This is a genomic window from Alsobacter soli (genome assembly GCF_003004785.1).
Taxonomy (GTDB): domain Bacteria; phylum Pseudomonadota; class Alphaproteobacteria; order Rhizobiales; family Beijerinckiaceae; genus Alsobacter; species Alsobacter soli.
In genome coordinates this window covers 41073-57525 of record NZ_PVZS01000004.1, presented here as the reverse complement: position 1 = coordinate 57525, position 16453 = coordinate 41073, and the positions used below count along the sequence as shown (strand labels likewise).

The window sequence follows — 16453 nt, the reverse complement described above, 5'->3', positions numbered from 1 at the left end:
TTCTTGAGTCGTGTTTAACACTGGGCGATGTCTTAGAAAGTCTCGGTCCTATCGCGTCGAAAACCGATCGAGGCGGTCATCAAACGCTGGGTGTAGGGTTCCGCGACCCGCGACTGGGCAAGATCATCGGCCGAGAGCTTCTCCACGGAGCGCCCTCGCTGCATGACCATCAGCTGATCGCACAGATAGGTGACGACGGCGAGGTCGTGGCTCACCATCACGAAGGTGAGCCCGTGCCGCCGGCGCATGTCCTCCAGCAGGTTCAGCACCTCCGCCTGAACGGAAGCGTCCAGCGCCGACGTCGGTTCGTCCAGCAGCAGGATCTGCGGCTCGAGGATGAGGGCCCTCGCGATGGCGACGCGCTGGCGCTGCCCGCCCGAAAGCTGGTGCGGATACCGGAAGCGGAAACCTGTCCCCAGTCCGACCTCGTCGAGGGCCTGCTGAATGCGTCGGTCCGCGTCCCCGATGCCGTGGATGGCCAGCGGCTCGGCCAGGATGCGATCCACGGTCTGCCGCGGGTGCAGGGAGCCGTAGGGGTCCTGGAACACCATCTGGACGCGCCGGCGAAACGCGCGGCTGCCCGGCTCGGGAAGGTCCGGCGCTCCGATCAGCGAAATCACGCCGGCGCTTTTCGGAGCGAGCCCGCCGACGGCGCGCAGCAAGGTCGATTTGCCGGACCCGGACTCGCCCACGATGCCGAAGCTCTGGCCGGGTTCGACCCTGATCGAGACGTCGTCGACCGCGACGAAATCGTCGAAGACGACCCGCAGGCCCTCGATGGACAGGCCAGCCTTCACAGCGCCCACTCCGGTCGTCGGTCGAGCGTGGGCAGCGGGTGGCGATCCTCGCGCAGGCGGGGCAGGCAGTTCACGAGGCCGCGGGTATACGGATGCTTTGCGTCCTTGAGGCCGCCCGCGGGCAGCTCCTCCACCACGCGTCCGGCGTACATGACGAGGATCCGGTCGCAGAACGTCGAGACGAGGCGCAGGTCATGGGAGATGAAGATCAAGCCCATCCCTCGCTCGGCCACGAGCCTGTCGAGGATGGCGAGGACCTGCAACTGCACGGTCACGTCGAGGGCCGATGTCGGCTCGTCGGCGATCAGAAGGTCCGGCTCCGCGACGAGCATCATGGCGATCATGGCGCGCTGGCCCATCCCGCCTGAGACTTCGTGGGGATAAAGATCGTAGACGCGCCCAGGATCATCGATCTGAACCTGCCGCAGCGTCTCGAGGGCGCGCTCGCGCGCCTCGCGACGCGACACCTTGGCGTGAGCGTCGAGGGTCTCGACGATCTGGTCGCCGATGGTCATCACCGGGTTCAGGGAGAACTTGGGATCCTGCAGGATCATGGCGATCCGGCCCCCGCGGAGTCGGCGCCGTTCCCGCGGCGGGCAGTTGATGAGGTCGACGCCGTCGAACGCGAGCGTCTTGGCGGTGACCCGGCCCTCGGGCGCGGTAAGGCCCATGATGGCCCGGCCCGTCTGGGATTTGCCCGAGCCGGATTCTCCCACGATGCCGAGCCGTTCTCGCCCGAGCGTAAAGGACACGCCGCGCACCGCCTGCGTGAAGCCGCCGTCGCGGTTGGGAAAGGACACGCGAAGATCGTCCACGACGAGCATGTCGGACCTGACGGCAGGGTCACGAACGGGCTCTCTCATTTCACGCCTTTCGGATCGAGCGCGTCCCGCAGCCCGTCGCCCAGCAGGTTGAAGGCGAGGCTGACCACGAAGATCGCGGCGCCGGGGGCGGCGGCGACCCACCACTGGTCGAGCACGTAGAGCCGACCGTTGGCGATCATCGCGCCCCACTCGGGCGAGGGCGGCTGGGCGCCGAGGCCCAGGAAGCCGAGCCCCGCCGCGGTGAGGATGATGCCGGCCATGTCCAGCGTGACGCGGACGATCACCGAGGAGACGCACAGCGGCATGATGTGGCGCAGGACGATGCGCCCGGGCGAGGCGCCCATGAGCTTCACGGCGGCGATGTAATCCGCCTGCCGGATGGTCAGCGTCTCGGCCCGGGCGATACGCGCGTAGGGTGGCCACGAGGTGATCGCGATGGCGATCACCGCGTTCTCGATTCCCGGTCCCAGCGCCGCCACGAAGGCGAGGGCCAGGATCAGCCGCGGGAACGCGAGGAAGATGTCGGTGATGCGCATGAGCGCCGCATCGACGAGTCCCCCCGCGTAGCCCGCGATCGTCCCCACCGCGAGGCCGATCGGCGCGGCCAGGACGGCGACGAGCACCACCACGAACAGCGTGATGCGGGAGCCGTAGATGATCCGGGACAGGATGTCGCGGCCCTGGTCGTCCGTGCCGAACCAGTGGGCGGCGGAAGGCGGCAGCAGGCGCGTGGTGCGCAGGTCGCCGACGGTTGGCGAATAGGGCGCGAGCTGGTCGGCGAAGAGCGCCATGAGCAGCAGGGCCAGCACGATGCCCAGTCCCGCCATGGCCAGCCGGTTACGCGCGAACGCGCGCCAGGCGCCGTAGGCGCGGCCGAGCGACGCCTGCCGGCGGGACTGCGGCCGGTCGGACATGAGCCACTCGCGCCAGGTCTCGGCGGATGCAGGAGCGACCGTCATCGCGTGGCCCTCGTGCGCGGGTCGAGAACCCGGTAGAGCAGGTCCGAGAGCAGGTTAAGGCCGATGAAGATCGAGCCGACCACGATGGTGCCGCCCAGCACGGCGTTCATGTCGGCGTTCTGCAGCGAGTTGGTGATGTAGAGGCCGAGCCCCGGCCAGGCGAACACGGTCTCCGTCAGCACCGAGCCTTCCAGCAGCCCCGCATAGGAGAGCGCGATCACGGTGACGAGCGGCACCATGGCGTTGCGCAGCGCGTGGCGCCAGATGACGCGCGCTTCCGACAGGCCCTTGGCGCGGGCGGCGGTGACGTATTCCTGGTTCAGCTCGTTGAGCATGAAGGACCGGGTCATGCGGCTGATGTAGGCGAGCGAGAAGTAGCCCAGCAACGAGGCGGGCAGGATCAGGTGCGAGAAGGCGTTGCCGAAGGCCTCCCACTCACCCGCCATGGCGGTGTCGACCAGCATGAAGCCCGTGACGGGCGTCAGCGTGTACTCGTAGGCCACGTCGATGCGGCCGGGTCCCGAGACCCAGCCCAGGCGGGCGTAGAAGACCAGCAGCCCCATGAGGCCGAGCCAAAAGATCGGCGCCGAGTAGCCGATGAGCCCCATGACGCGCACGAGCTGGTCGGCGAGGCCGCCCCGGCGCACGGCCGCCCACACGCCCAGCGGCACGCCGATGCCGGCGCCCAGGATGATGCCCAGCGTCGCGAGCTCGATCGTGGCCGGGAAGGCGCGGCGGATGTCCTGCAGGACGGGGTTGGAGGTCAGCACGGACCGGCCGAAATCGCCCTGCAGCACCTTCTGCACATAGATGAAGAACTGCTCCCAGAGGGGCTTGTTGAGGCCCATCTCCTCGCGCACGCGCGCGATCACGTGCTCGGGCGCGCGGTCGCCCACGACCGCCAGCACGGGATCGATCGGGATCACCCGGCCGATGAAGAAGGTCACCGCCAGGAGGCCGAGATAGGTGAGCAGGATGACGACCAGGAAGCGGCCGACGGAATCGGCCGCGCGCAGGAGGCGGGCGTTGCGGCGCCCGCCTCCCTGAACTCGCTCCGCGTGGGCCAAAGGCGCGCCCTTACTGCTTGGAGACTTTGAACATGTAGGTCGCGTCGGAGGTCGGGCCGATCTTCAGGCCCACCACGTTGCTTCGGTACGCGGCCACTTCGTTCATCTGGTAGATCATCACGAAGGGGCTCGTTTTCCGGAACTCGGCCTGCATGTCCAGGTACATGGCCTTGCGCTTCTCCGTGTCACGCTCCAGCGCCGCCGCGTCCGCCTTCTTGGTCAGCTCCGGGATGTCCCAGGCGTTGCGCCAGGCGAGCGGCTTGGATTTGGCGTCGTCCGAGTTGTCCGGGTTGCGCACGAAGGTGTCGGCGTTGGTGTGGGGATCCCAGTAGTCCGCCCCCCACTGGCCGATATACATGTCGTGCGAGCGGGCGCGGTACTTGGTGAGCGTCTGCTTGCCGTCGCCCGGAATGATCTCGATGTCGATGCCGGCCCGCTTGGCCGTCTGCTGCACCGCTTCGGCGATGCCCTGCACCGGCTGAACGGTGCGCACGTCCATGGTCACCTTGAAGCCGTTGGCCAGCCCCGCCTTTGCGAGCAGGGCCTTCGCCTTGTCGACGTCGAGCTTGTAGGGGTTCTCGGTCGAGGCTCCGAGCAGGCCGACCGGCAGGAAGTTCTGGTGGATGATGCCGATGTTCTTGATCAGGGTGTCGCCGATGGCGCCGTAGTCGACCAGCCACTTGAAGGCTTCGCGGACCTCAGGCTTCGCCAGGTTCGGGTTCTTCTGGTTGAGGCTGATGTAATAAACCGTGCCCTTGGGCGTGCCCGTCTCCTTGATGTCCTTGTTCGAGGCGAGAGCGTCGAGATCCTGCGGGGTCAGGTTGCGGGCCACGTCGGCGTCGCCCTTCTCGAGCAGCAGCCGCTGCGTGGCGGCCTCCTTGACGTGCCGGTAGATGACGCGGGCGAGCTTTGACTTCTCGCCGTAGTAGTTGTCGTTGCGCTCGAGCGCCAGGATCTCGTTGGCGCGCCACTCGCGGATCTTGAGCGGGCCGGAGCCGGCGTAGTTCGTCTTCAGCCAGGCGTAGCCGAGATCGCCGTTCTGTTCCTTCGAGAGGACGAGCTTCTTGTCCACGATGGCGGCGACGTTGGCGGTCATGCAGTTGAGCACGAAGCTGGGCGCGTAGGACTTGTCCGTCTCGATCGTGAGGGTGAGCGGGCCGGTCGCCTTCACCTTGTCCTTCACGTTATCCTTGGTGAGGCCGAACTGGCTCAGGATGAAAGCGGGCGTCTTGTCGAGGATGACGGCGCGCTGCAGGGAGAAGGCGGCGTCCTCGGCCGTGACCGGATTGCCTGAGGCGAACTTGGCGCCGTCCCGCAGCTCGAACGTGAAGGTCCTGCCATCCTCGGACACCGTCCAGGATTTCGCCAGGTCGGGAACGAGCTTGGAGGGGTCGTTGACGTCGTAGCGCAGCAGGCGGTCATAGGAGTTGCCCATGATCTCGCCGGTCGAGATCTCAAAAGTCTCGGCCGGATCCATGGTGATGATGTCATCGATGGCCCAGGCCACCACCAGCGTGTCCTTGGGGGTCGCTGCGGCGGCTGCGCCGGCCAGCATCGCCGCGAAGGCGCCGGCGCTGATGAGGCGGGCGGCGGCGCGGAACGTGGAGTGCTTCATGCGAGGTGGCTTCCCGTATTCGAGCGAAGTCTGCGAACTCTGCATCACTGGTTGAAAGATTCAACTGCCCAGATACGGCTTGGTGACGACTTGCGCCCGGAGAGGAGGAGGGGACCTGAAACGCGATGGGCGGGGCGCCTCTCGCTGACGCCGCCAAGCCCGCCGTTCCCGCTGCGCTCGCGTCCAGTTGATGCGCGCGCGAGGTTTTCACCCCTTGCGTCACGCCAGCGCCCGTCGGAACTTTCCTCCGCGAAGCGCGGCTCAAGCCGCCCGCTCAGGGAGGACATCGATGCTCGTCACACGCTTCTTCGCGGGAGCCGCGGCTTTCGCGCTCCTTTTTGCGGCGCCTCTCGCGATGGCGGCCAATTACCCGTCGCCGAAGGAAGGCGATTGGGTCGCGAAGGACTTCAGGTTCCACACCGGCGAGACGCTGCCGGAGATCAAGCTGCACTACACCACGATCGGGGACCCGGCGAACCCGCCCGTGCTGATCCTCCACGGCACTGCGGGGAGCGGCGCCAGCATGCTCACTCCCGCCTTCGCGGACGAGCTGTTTGGCCCGGGCCAACCGCTGGACGCCGCCAAGTTCTTCATCATCCTCCCCGACGCGCTGGGCGCGGGCAAGTCGTCCAAGCCTTCCGATGGCCTGAGGGCCAGGTTTCCGTCCTACAACTACGACGACATGGTGCTGGCCCAGCACCGGCTCGTCACAGAGGGGCTCGGCGTCAAGCACCTGCGTCTCGTGCTCGGCAATTCGATGGGCGGGATGCAGACCTGGATGTGGGGCGAGTCTTATCCGGACATGATGGACGCGCTCGTCCCGATGGCGTCCCAGCCCACCGAGATGTCGAGCCGGAACTGGATGATGCGGCGCATGATCATCGACGCCGTGCGCAACGACCCCGGTTGGAAGAATGGCGACTACACCGAGCAGCCGAAGGCGCTCCGCGTGGCGAATGCGTTTTTCGGGATCGCCACGAGCGGAGGCTCGATGGCCTACCAGGCGCTCGCGCCCACGCGCGAGAAGGCCGACAAGCTGCTGGACGAACGCCTGGCGGCGCCCTTCACGGCTGACGCCAACGACTTCATGTACCAGTGGAACTCGTCTCGGGACTACAACGCTTCGCCCAAGCTTGACCGGATCAAGGCGCCGGTGCTGGCCATCAACTCGGCGGACGACGAACGCAATCCACCCGAGACGGGGATCATGGACAGGGAATTGAAGCGGCTGCCGAACGCGAAACTCCACCTCATCCCAGCGAGCGTCGACACGCGGGGGCATGGGACGACGGGCAACGCCAAGTTCTGGAAGGAGCAGCTGCAGAGCTTCCTGGCTTCGTCGCCCCGGCGCCCTCTCAACCCTGGCCAGTAAGCCGCTGCTATGCGAGGCGTGTGGCGGTCCTTGGTCGCCGCTCCCAGCATGCTGCGGCGGACCTGCTCACAAGTGGATCGCATTGCCGCTCACTTCGGACGATGGCTGGTCCGACAACGGGAGGCTTCAATCCTTCGGGGGCGGCATCGAACAGTCGAGTGGCGGGGGACGCAAGGATTTGGCAGGTCATGAGCACGCGTCGGGGCCCGCCTGCGCGCGATAGTGTGGACCGCTCCCCTCAGCCGGTGGTCTGATTTCGGGGACGCGCAACGACGGGAACGTAGTCGTCCAGGTCTTCGTCGGAGATTGAGACCGTCCGGCCAAGCTCGGCCGACCGGTAAAGCGCCATCAGCATGCGGACCACCTCCACGCCATCGACGAATGTCTCCATGGGTTTTTCACCTTTGCGAAAGGCCTCCACGAAATGACGGTTCTCGAGCGTGTAGCCGTAGATCCCTGCCTCGTCCTCAAGCACGGGCATCAGCCCCTGTTCGGCGTTCTGCTTCTCGACGAGATCCTCGCCGGCGCGGCCCGTGACCGCGCGCGACATGAACACCTTCAGGCCGGTGTTGAGGGAGCTGAACTCCAAGGCGTATTCGGGCCCGAGAAGCTCCAGGGTGATACGAAGGCCCGGGCCCACATAGGCCCATGAGGTCGTCGCCTCGATGACCATCTGCTGGCCATGGGCGTCTTCTAGCGTCAGCAGCCCGCGCGCGAAGTCCTCGGCCGGGCGCCGCCCGTAGTCCACAGCCGCCCCCATTGAGGCCTTCAACTGCTCGGCATAGGCCGGGCGCGTCCATTTCAGGTTTGCTACCGTGGCGCTGGCCGAGACGAGCTTCAGCGCATCGCGCGGTTCCCCGGGCGCCGTGAGCAGGAACCGGGCGACCTCGACGCTGTGGCACATCATGTCTGAGAGGACGCCGCCGCCCTGCAGTTCGCCCTGCCAGAACCAGGGCTCGTGCGGCCCGCTGTGCTCCTCGGCGGCCCGCGCGATGTAAGGGCGCCCGGTAGCCGGCACAGCGCGGCGCCAAATGATGTCGCGGCCGCGTTGAACGGCCGTCGAGAACAATTGGTTCTCCAGGTAGCCATGCAGCAGGCCGGCGTCCTCGATCAGGCGCAGCATTTCCCGGGCCTCGCGCAGCGTCCGTGCGAGCGGCTTTTCGCATGCCACGGCCCGCAGTGCGGGGGTGGCGCCCTCCGTCACCAGGCGATGGATCTCCGTCATGACCTCGATGTGGGCGTGGTTCGGATTGACGATCCACACAGCGTCGACCTCGCCCGAGGTCAGCATCGCCTCCAGCGTCGGATAGGCGACGCACGGCCCCAGGTCGAGGCTGCGGACCTTTGCGGCGAACGCCTCCCGGCGCGCCGGCCGCGGGCTGTACACGCCTGCCACCAGCGCGTTACGCACGCCCGTAAGCGAGGCGAGGTGGAAATTCGCCATGAATCCCGCCCCGATGAAGCCGATGCGGAGCGTGGGAAGCTGAGTATGATCCACGTTGTCCTCCTTCGCTCAGTCGCGCGGGTTCAGGGCGTCGTTCAGCGCATCCCCGAGCATGTTGAAGCCGATCACCACGGTGACGATGGCGAGCCCGGGCCAGATCGCCATCCAGGGCGCCTCAATCAGGAACTGCCGCGCCGCGTCCAGCATGCTGCCCCATGACGGCGCCGGGGGAAGCTGGCCCAGGCCAAGGAAGGCGAGGCTCGCCTCGGCCAGCACTGCTATGGCGGTGGTCAGCGCCGCCTGCACCACGATGGGCGGCATGATGTTGGGCAGGACGTAAGCCACCAGGATCTTGGGGTGAGACAGGCCGACGGAGACGGCCGCGCTTACGTAGTCTTCGGCCCGAACCGCCAGCGTCTGCCCGCGGGCGAGCCGCGCGAACACCGGCATGGCCGAGACCCCGATGGCGATCATGGCGTTCTGCAGGCTAGGGCCCAGGAAGGCCGCCAGCGCGATAGCCAGCACGAGGAACGGACAGGCGAGCAGCGCATCCATGAGCCGGGAGATGATGATGTCCGGAATCCCGCCGAAATAGCCCGCCACCAGTCCGAGCGGCGCGCCGAAGGCCATGGCGATCGCCACGGAGAGGAACCCCGCCGCAAGCGAGGCTCGCGCGCCGAAGATGACGCGGGAGAGCACGTCCCGCCCCAAGTCGTCCGTGCCGAACCAGTGCGCCGCCGACGGCGCCTGCCGGATGGCCATCCAATCCGAAGCGTTCGGATCATAGGGGGCGACCCACGGGGCGAACAGAGCGACAAGGACGAACAGGAGCACGATGAACCCGCCCACCAGGAACGCGGGCTCGCGCGCCAGCTGGCCCGTGACGGTCCTGCGCCCGAGCCAGCCGGGCGCAGCGTGAACATCGGGCGCCTCGCGCGCACTCATGCGCGGATCCTCGGATTCAGAGCCGCATACGCCAGGTCGGCCATGAGGCTGAGCAGCAGGAAGAACACGGCCGCGCACATCACCACGGCCTGCACCACGGCGTAGTCGCGGCTGAACACGCCATCAACGATCATCTTCCCGAAGCCAGGGATGCCGAACACCTGCTCCGTGAGCACCGCGCCCGAGAGCAACTGTCCGAGTTGAAGGGTGGCCAGCGTCACCACAGGGATCAGACCGTTGCGCAGCGCGTGCCGGACCACGACGATTCCTTCCGGCAGCCCCTTGGCGCGGGCGGTGCGGACGAAATCCTGTCGCAGCACGATGAGCATGGAGCTGCGCGTATGGCGCATGATGATCGCCGCCGATGCGGAGCCGAGAACCAGGCTCGGCAGCAGCATCGTGCGCAGGTTGTCCCAGGGGCTCTCGAAGAACGGCGTGTACCCGCCGGAGGGCAGCAGCCCAAGGTTCACTGAGAACAGCAGGATCAGCATGATCCCGAGCCAAAAGCTCGGGATAGACAGTCCCGCCAATCCCATCACCCCGACGACGTAGTCGATGGGGGTCCCGCGCTTCAGGGCCGCCGCGAGGCCGGCCGGCACGCCGACCGCCAATGCGATCAGCATGGAAAGCAGCGACAGCTCCATGGTGACGGGCAGCTTTTCGGCCACCATCTGGCCGATCGGCAAGCCCGTGCGGACCGAGGTGCCGAGGTCTCCGGACGCGAAGGCTTTCAGCCAAGTCCAGTACTGGACGGGGATCGGCTGGTCGAACTGGTACTTGTGACGCAGGAAGGCGATCACCTCCGGGCTGCGGTCCTCGCCGGCGAGCGCCAGCGCCGGGTCGCCGGGGAGGAGCTTCTGCAGGCTGAAAACGAGCACCGATACCAGGAGCAGGGTCGGGATCGCCACGGCCAGTCTGCTCGTCAGGAAGCGCAACATCGCATCACTCGCACGAGCGGGATGGGGCGAGAGGAGGCCGCCCCGCTTTCGTCATCGAGCGGGCTTCACACCTTGCAGGCGCAGCAGGCCGTCGGGATAGACCTTGATCCCGTCCACGTTCGCCCGGGCCGCGAAATACCAGTTCGGATGGTAAATCGGGATCGTGGGCAGGTCCGCCAGGTAGATCCCGGTCGCCTTGTCGTAGAGCTGCTTGCGCTTGGCGACATCGCCTTCCGCTCGGGCGGCGTTCAGCACGTCCTCGAGCTGCTGGCTACAATATTTGTTCACATTCTGACCGCCGTTGCAGCCGAAGAACGCGTAAAGCGTCGGGTCGGGATCACCCCGGCCGCTCCAGTTGCCGATATACATCTCGAAGTTGCCGGCCAGATAGCGCTGGATCGCCGTGGTGGTCTCCAGCGGCAGAAGCTTTACGTCGAAGCCCGCCTCCTTGGCCATCGACTGGACGATCTGGGCGACGCGCGCGTCGGTCAGCGAGTTCTCGAAGGTGAGCTCGACCGGAACGCTGGTGGCGCCGGCCTCGGCCATCAACTTTTTGGCGGCCGCAATGTCGCGCGTCGGGATCGGATGGGTCTTGGGGTAGAACGGGTCCGATGGCGGGATCATCTGGTTGTCCGCCGTATACTCCCCGTTGAAAGCAACCTTGTTGATCACGTTGCGGTCGATCGACAGCTCGAAGGCGTGGCGCAGGCGCGCATCCTTGCCCAGCGGCGAATTCGCCTTCTCGCCCGCGCCGACATTCACCATCAGGTGGGACACGGCGAGACCAGGCGCGCCGTGCAGCTTGACGTTCTTGTCGTCCCGGATGGTCTTGAGATCAGTCGGGGCGATGCGCTCGGCCAATTCGAGGTCGCCGGCGCGCACCCGGGCCAGGCGCACGGTCGAGTCCGGGATGTAGGAGTAGACGATCTCGTCGTAGCCGAAGTCCTTGGCGTTCCAGTAACCGGGATATTTCTGAAGTCGGATCAGATCGCGGGACTTGCGCTCGACGAACTGGTACGGCCCGGCGCACACCGGGTGCGCGGCGAAGTCCTCCTTGGAGGCGGCCGCCGGGGACACCATCATGCCGGCGCGGTCGCTGAGAACCGACAGCAGCGGGGCGAAGGGCTCCTTGAGGTTGATCCGCACCTGGTCGGGGGCCAGAACCTCCACGCTCGACACGGGAGCGAGCTCGCCCTTCCGGCGGGAATCCTTCATGCTCAGCATGCGTTCGATGTTGAACTTCACCGCCGCCGCGTCGAAGGGCGCGCCGTCGTGGAACGTCACCCCCTTGCGCAGGGTGAAGACGACTGACTTCTGGTCGTCCGCGAGCGTCCACCTCTCGGCGAGCTGAGGGACGATGCTGAGGTCGGGCCCGATGTCGACCAGCTTGTCGCACAGCGCTGCGAACACGAACCGGCCCGTGTAGGTGCCGCTGGTGGCCGGGTCGAGCGCGTCGGGGTCGTCCTGGATGCCGACCCGGAGGGTCGTCGCTTGGGCGCTGCAGAAAGCGAGAAGCGGCGTAAACGCGAAGGCGAGCAGCAGCGACCGGCGCAAGCGCATGTGAAAGTCCCTCCCACCGCCGCCCCGAACAAGCGGCGCACATTCCCCTGCCTGTCATCGATGCATGTGAACATCCTTATGTAAAGAACCCTGACGAATTCGGGTACGACAATCGATTGGCAATCGCGAAGAGAGAAGCCGAAGCACCTGGGAGATTGACAGAAGGTCGTGCTAGGGCGGAGTTTGTCAGCGTCCCGGACGAACAGAGGCGCATGGCTGACCTCTCGACCCCTCCATTGGCCCGCCAGATGTCCGTTCGGGCAGTCGTGGAAGCCCTGATGCGCGCCGGCTCTCTCTCCCGCGCCGAATTGGCGCGCGTCACCGGGCTTTCCAAGCAGACGGCGTCCGAGGTCGTGCGCGAGCTGGAGGCGAACGGCTGGGTGCGGGAGCGTGGGCAAACGCAGGGCTTCGTCGGCCGCAGCGCCACGACCTACGAAATCGACGTCAGCCGGCGTTATGTCCTCGGCGTAGACCTCGGCGGCACCAAGGTGCACGTTGCGCTCGCCGACCTTGCGGGCGCGATCGTGTCGGAGGAGGTGGAAGCCACCGATCGACGAGGCGGCCGCCATGTCGTCGAGCAGATCGGAGCCCTTTCCGCCAAGGCCGCGGCATCGGCAGGCGTCGATCACGGCCGCATTCATTGCGGCGCCATGGGCAGTCCGGGCGTTTTCCAACCGGGGAGCGGGAGGATCAACATCGCTCCCAACATCCCGGGTTTGGACGAAATCGACGTTGCCGGCGAATTGCGCCGGCGCCTGGGCTTCGAAATGGTCGTCGAGAACGATGTGAACCTGGCAGCCATGGGCGAGCGGTGGCGGGGTTGTTGCCGCGAGTCCGGCACCTTCGCCTTTGTGGCGCTGGGCACCGGGATCGGCATGGGCATGATGGCCGACGGCCGGCTGGTGCGCGGGGCCCGGGGAGCCGCGGGCGAGATCGCCTACCTGCCCCTGGGCGGCGACCCCTTCGACTCGCGCGGTTACCGCCTCGGAACCCTCGAAACCGCCATTGGTGGCGTGGCCATCCTGGAACGCTACCGCGGGCTCGGCGGAGCCGACGCGCATGATGTTCGGGCGATCTTCGAGCGATGGAATGCTGGTGATCCGGCTGCCCGGACGACCGTGGAGGAGGTGGCCCGGCTCCTGGCGCAGGCCCTCATGGCGGTGCGGGCGGTGCTCGACCCTGAGCTGATCGTGCTGGGCGGCAGCATTGGGGCGCGTCCGGAGCTCGTCGACGCCGTTCGCTCCCTGCTGCCGCGCTTCATGCCCGAGCCGCTCCGGGTGGAGCCAAGTGCACTCGGCAGCCGCGCGGCTATTGTGGGCGCGGTCGGCACGGCGCTTTTGGCCCTGTATGACGCCATGTTCGGAGTGACCGACCTGCCCGCCGAACCGGACGACGCCGTGACGGCCGCGTGACGATGAATCGCTTGCTGCGCCTCCTCGTCCTGCCAGACGCCGCCGGTGCGGCGGCGCCCCCTCGCGCAGGCGCGCCATCGGGGCGGTCGGCAAGGCCGTCCAGGGCCGAAGCGATCCGCGACACGCTGGTGGGCCGGTGACGACAGCTTGCCCCGCCTCGGCCCTGTGGCTGCACGGTCATGCCGAGGTGGTGGTGTGCGACGCGAGCGCGGCATGCTGGAGCTGGCAAGCACGGGACACCACCAGCACGACGATCAGGGACGGATCAGATGCGCGATTTCATGAAGCCCGGCCGGTCGGTGGCCATCGCGGAGAACGGCATGGCCGCGACCTCCCATCCGGCCGCGACGCTTGCGGCCGTGGAGGTGCTCAGGGCCGGCGGCAACGCCATAGACGCCGCGATCGCGGCCGTCGCGCTGCAGGGCGTCATCGATCCGCACATGACCGGCATTGGAGGAGACTGCTTCGCCTTGTTCAAGCCGGCGAACGGCCAGCCGATCGCGATCAACGGCTCGGGACGGGCGCCCGCCAACGCCGATTGCGCCTGGTTCGCCGAGCATGGAATGGACCAGATCCCGGATGGCTCCGCCCACGCTGTGACGGTCCCCGGGGCGGTGGACGCCTGGTGCAGGCTCTCCGCCGACCACGGTCGCAAAGGGCTGGACGCGGCGCTCGCTCCGGCGATCCAGGCCGCCGAAGAAGGCTATGTGCTCACGCCGCGTGTGGCCCTGGACTGGGCTCGCTATGCGGAGCGCGTGGCGGCTCACGAGGACGCCGCCCGCATGTTCCTGCCCGACGGCCGCGCGCCCGCCGCAGGCGACCGGATGCGCAATCCGGCGCTGGCCCGGACCCTGCGCCGGATCGCCCGGGAGGGCCGCGCCGCCTTTTACGAGGGCGCGGTCGCGGAGGAGATCACGGCCGTGCTGGCGGGCAAGGGCGGCCTGCACACGGCCGAGGACTTCGCCGGTCAGGTCTCGGAATATTGCGAGCCGATCGGGGCGGATTATCGCGGCCATCGGCTTCTGGAGTGCCCTCCGAACGGGCAGGGCCTGGCGGCCCTGCTGATCGCGCGGATCCTGGAGGGTTTCGACCTCGGCGCCCCCAAGCTCGGCGACGCGGATCGCATCCACCTGTTGGCCGAGGCCACCAAGGCGGCCTATAGGCAGCGCGACCTGCTGGTGGCGGACCCGGCGTTCAGTCCGTTCGACGTCGAGGAGGTGCTGTCGGATCGCTTCGTGGAGCGTCTGCGCCGGCCCATCACCCTGGACAGGGCGCTGGAGTCCGACGCCTTCGACGGCCCTGCGCACCGCGACACAGTCTACGTCACCGTTGTTGACCGGGACCGGAACGCGGTTTCGTTCATCAACTCGCTGTTTTTCGCCTTCGGTAGCGGCATCTACGCGCCCCGCTGCGGGGTCCTGCTGCAGAATCGAGGCGCCGGATTCCGGCTTGACCCTCGCCATCCCAACTGCATCGGGCCCGGGAAGCGTCCGCTGCACACCATCATCCCCGGTCTCCTGATGCGAAATGGCGATGCGGTGATGCCCTACGGCGTCATGGGCGGCCAGTACCAGGCTGCTGGCCACGCGCACATCCTGTCCCGCGTGGTTGAACACGGGGATGATCCGCAAGCGGCGTCCGACCGGCCGCGCAGCTTCAGCTTCGACGGCGTGCTTCAGCTTGAGCCGACCATCTCCGAGGAGGTGCGAGCCGACCTCGCACGGCGCGGGCACAAGACCGCCTGGGCCGACGAACCGCTGGGGGGCTGCCAGGCGATCTGGATCGACCACGCCAAGGGTGTTCTTTTGGGCGGCACGGACCACCGGAAGGATGGAATCGCCCTAGGCTACTGATCCAGGGCAGGCACGCAGGAGAGCCGAGCATGTCCGACGCCCTGCTGACGGTCGACCGTCTCACGATGGCCCTGCCGCCGGAGGCCGACCGGCCGCACGCTGTCAGCGACGTCTCCTTTGTGGTGGGACGTGGCGAGATCGTGTGCCTGGTGGGCGAATCCGGTTCGGGCAAGTCGATCTGCGCGCAGGCGTTGATGGGCTTGCTGCCGCGCGTCATCCGCCCCGAGGGCGGCGCGATCGCATTCCAGGGCCGTGATCTGCTGGCCCTTGGCCCGTCAGACTGGCGCGCGATGCGGGGACGGGCGATCGCCATGGTCTTCCAGGAGCCCATGACCGCTTTGAACCCTGTCATGCGCATCGGCGATCAGATCACCGAGGTGTTCGAGGCGCACGGGCTATTGTCGCCTGCGGAACGGCGGGCCAAGGCCCTGGCCTTGGCCGGGGAGGTCGGGTTGCCTGACCCCGCCCGCATTCTTGGCGCCTTTCCCCACGAGATTTCCGGTGGGCAGCGCCAGCGCGCCATGATCGCCATGGCGCTCGCGCTCGAGCCGGCGCTGCTGGTCGCCGACGAGCCGACCACGGCGCTCGACGTCACCACCCAGGCGCAGATCCTGAAGCTTATCCGCGACTTGCAGCGCCGCCGCGGCATGGGCGTGCTGTTCATCACCCACGACTTCGGGGTGGTGCGCGCCATTGCGGACAGCGTAGTCGTGCTCCAGAAGGGTCGAGTTGTTGAGAAAGGGACGGCTGAAGCCGTCCTCACGCGCCCGCAGCACCCCTATACCCGCGCGCTGCTGGACGCGATTCCTTCGCTCAGTCCGCCCGACCACGCGGGAGGCGACGAGGACGTCGTCTGCGAGGTGAAAGGACTCACGAAGACCCACGCGAGCCGATCCGGCCTGTTCGGGGAGGCGAGGGTCGTGCAGGCCGCCAGGGACGTGAGCTTCGTGATCCGCCGCGGCGAGACCCTGGGGCTGGTGGGCGAGTCTGGCTCTGGCAAGACCACCGTGGCGCGGCTGGTGACGCGCCTCCTGGAGGCGGATGCCGGGACCATCCGGATCGGCGGCGCCGAGATGACGGCGGCCAGCGGCGCCCGGCTTCGGCAGGCGCGCCGTCATGTCCAGATGGTCTTCCAGGACCCGTTCGCGTCCCTTAACCCGCGCCGCCGCATCGGCCTGAGCATCGCCGACGGGCCTATCGCCGCCGGCGTGCCGAAGGCGAAGGCCTTGGAGCGGGCCCGCGCCTTGCTCGGCATGGTGGGCTTAGACCCGCGAAGCGCGGACCGATACCCCCACGAGTTCTCCGGCGGCCAGCGCCAGCGGGTGGCGATCGCCCGTGCGCTCGCGCTCGAGCCGCAGCTCATCGTCGCCGACGAGCCCGTGTCCGCCCTGGACGTCTCAGTCCAGAAGCAGGTGCTGGAGCTGCTCGACGGCCTCAAGGCGCGGCTGCGTCTGTCGATGCTGTTCATCACCCACGACCTGCACGTGGCCGCCCAGGTGTGCGACCGCATCGCCGTTATGCGTCGCGGCGAAATCGTCGAGATGCGCCCGGCGCGGGATCTGTTCGCGGCGCCCGAGCATCCCTACACCCGCGAGCTGCTTGCGGCCGTGCCAGGGTTGCACGCCTGATCCGAGGACGGGCGGATTAGTTGTTGATCTAGGCTCCGG

General features: G+C 67.6%; 13 protein-coding genes. 4 read left to right on the top strand and 9 right to left on the bottom strand.

The annotated features are described in order from the left end of the window. Window positions 1–32: 32 nt before the first annotated feature. The 5 genes from SLNSH_RS04585 to SLNSH_RS04565 all read right to left on the bottom strand — a co-directional run bounded on the left by SLNSH_RS04585 (window position 33) and on the right by SLNSH_RS04565 (window position 5262). Window positions 33–797, bottom strand: coding sequence for an ABC transporter ATP-binding protein (locus tag SLNSH_RS04585; RefSeq protein ID WP_106335661.1), 765 nt, complete (start codon window positions 795–797; stop codon window positions 33–35). Next, window positions 794–1660 carry an ABC transporter ATP-binding protein gene (locus tag SLNSH_RS04580; protein WP_106335496.1) on the bottom strand — a complete coding sequence of 289 codons (867 nt, stop codon included), beginning with the start codon at window positions 1658–1660 and terminating at the stop codon, window positions 794–796. The genes SLNSH_RS04585 and SLNSH_RS04580 overlap by 4 nt, the downstream gene beginning before the upstream one ends. Beyond that, the gene (gene nikC / locus SLNSH_RS04575) at window positions 1657–2580 is read right to left on the bottom strand and encodes a nickel transporter permease (protein WP_106335495.1); all 924 of its coding nucleotides are present in this window, start codon (window positions 2578–2580) and stop codon (window positions 1657–1659) included. Before nikC ends, SLNSH_RS04580 begins: the two co-directional genes overlap by 4 nt. Further along, window positions 2577–3596: an ABC transporter permease gene (locus tag SLNSH_RS04570; RefSeq protein ID WP_425352977.1), complete on the bottom strand. Its 1020-nt coding sequence runs from the start codon at window positions 3594–3596 to the stop codon at window positions 2577–2579. Before SLNSH_RS04570 ends, nikC begins: the two co-directional genes overlap by 4 nt. A 61-nt stretch (window positions 3597–3657) precedes the next feature. Next, complete coding sequence (locus SLNSH_RS04565; protein ID WP_106335493.1) at window positions 3658–5262, bottom strand: ABC transporter substrate-binding protein; 1605 nt, start codon at window positions 5260–5262, stop codon at window positions 3658–3660. 289 nt (window positions 5263–5551) lie between these two features. On the opposite strand from SLNSH_RS04565, the gene SLNSH_RS04560 reads away from it, so the two are divergent. Next, on the top strand, window positions 5552–6634 hold the full coding sequence (locus SLNSH_RS04560; protein ID WP_106335492.1) for an alpha/beta fold hydrolase: 1083 nt from the start codon (window positions 5552–5554) through the stop codon (window positions 6632–6634). 238 nt (window positions 6635–6872) lie between these two features. On the opposite strand, the gene SLNSH_RS04555 is transcribed toward SLNSH_RS04560, so the two are convergent. Genes SLNSH_RS04555 through SLNSH_RS04540 form a run of 4 tightly spaced genes read right to left on the bottom strand, consistent with a single transcriptional unit; the run spans window position 6873 to window position 11521 of the window. Next, window positions 6873–8132 (bottom strand): Gfo/Idh/MocA family protein, encoded by a 1260-nt coding sequence (locus SLNSH_RS04555; protein WP_280954452.1) that lies wholly within the window; start codon window positions 8130–8132, stop codon window positions 6873–6875. Window positions 8133–8147: 15 nt separating this feature from the next. Next, a complete protein-coding gene (locus SLNSH_RS04550; protein WP_106335491.1) occupies window positions 8148–9023 on the bottom strand; it encodes an ABC transporter permease in 876 nt (291 codons plus the stop codon). Then, window positions 9020–9961 carry an ABC transporter permease gene (locus tag SLNSH_RS04545; RefSeq protein WP_106335490.1) on the bottom strand — a complete coding sequence of 314 codons (942 nt, stop codon included), beginning with the start codon at window positions 9959–9961 and terminating at the stop codon, window positions 9020–9022. The genes SLNSH_RS04550 and SLNSH_RS04545 overlap by 4 nt, the downstream gene beginning before the upstream one ends. A 51-nt stretch (window positions 9962–10012) precedes the next feature. Further along, complete coding sequence (locus SLNSH_RS04540; RefSeq protein WP_106335489.1) at window positions 10013–11521, bottom strand: ABC transporter substrate-binding protein; 1509 nt, start codon at window positions 11519–11521, stop codon at window positions 10013–10015. Window positions 11522–11733: 212 nt separating this feature from the next. Between SLNSH_RS04540 and SLNSH_RS04535 the strand changes: the two genes are divergently transcribed. The 3 genes from SLNSH_RS04535 to SLNSH_RS04525 all read left to right on the top strand — a co-directional run bounded on the left by SLNSH_RS04535 (window position 11734) and on the right by SLNSH_RS04525 (window position 16414). Further along, entirely contained in the window at window positions 11734–12933 is a 1200-nt protein-coding gene (locus tag SLNSH_RS04535; protein ID WP_106335488.1) for an ROK family transcriptional regulator, read from the top strand. 269 nt (window positions 12934–13202) lie between these two features. Continuing rightward, window positions 13203–14786 (top strand): gamma-glutamyltransferase family protein, encoded by a 1584-nt coding sequence (locus SLNSH_RS04530; protein WP_106335487.1) that lies wholly within the window; start codon window positions 13203–13205, stop codon window positions 14784–14786. 29 nt (window positions 14787–14815) lie between these two features. Continuing rightward, window positions 14816–16414 (top strand): ABC transporter ATP-binding protein, encoded by a 1599-nt coding sequence (locus SLNSH_RS04525; protein WP_106335486.1) that lies wholly within the window; start codon window positions 14816–14818, stop codon window positions 16412–16414. The last annotated feature ends 39 nt before the right edge of the window (window positions 16415–16453 follow it).

Coding starts and splice junctions, on each gene's coding strand:
- SLNSH_RS04580 (WP_106335496.1), bottom strand. CDS start 1,660: ATGAGAGAGCCCGTTCGTGACCCTGCCGTCAGGTCCGACATGCTCGTC.
- nikC (WP_106335495.1), bottom strand. CDS start 2,580: ATGACGGTCGCTCCTGCATCCGCCGAGACCTGGCGCGAGTGGCTCATG.
- SLNSH_RS04565 (WP_106335493.1), bottom strand. CDS start 5,262: ATGAAGCACTCCACGTTCCGCGCCGCCGCCCGCCTCATCAGCGCCGGC.
- SLNSH_RS04560 (WP_106335492.1), top strand. CDS start 5,552: ATGCTCGTCACACGCTTCTTCGCGGGAGCCGCGGCTTTCGCGCTCCTT.
- SLNSH_RS04550 (WP_106335491.1), bottom strand. CDS start 9,023: ATGAGTGCGCGCGAGGCGCCCGATGTTCACGCTGCGCCCGGCTGGCTC.
- SLNSH_RS04545 (WP_106335490.1), bottom strand. CDS start 9,961: ATGTTGCGCTTCCTGACGAGCAGACTGGCCGTGGCGATCCCGACCCTG.
- SLNSH_RS04540 (WP_106335489.1), bottom strand. CDS start 11,521: ATGCGCTTGCGCCGGTCGCTGCTGCTCGCCTTCGCGTTTACGCCGCTT.
- SLNSH_RS04535 (WP_106335488.1), top strand. CDS start 11,734: ATGGCTGACCTCTCGACCCCTCCATTGGCCCGCCAGATGTCCGTTCGG.
- SLNSH_RS04530 (WP_106335487.1), top strand. CDS start 13,203: ATGCGCGATTTCATGAAGCCCGGCCGGTCGGTGGCCATCGCGGAGAAC.
- SLNSH_RS04525 (WP_106335486.1), top strand. CDS start 14,816: ATGTCCGACGCCCTGCTGACGGTCGACCGTCTCACGATGGCCCTGCCG.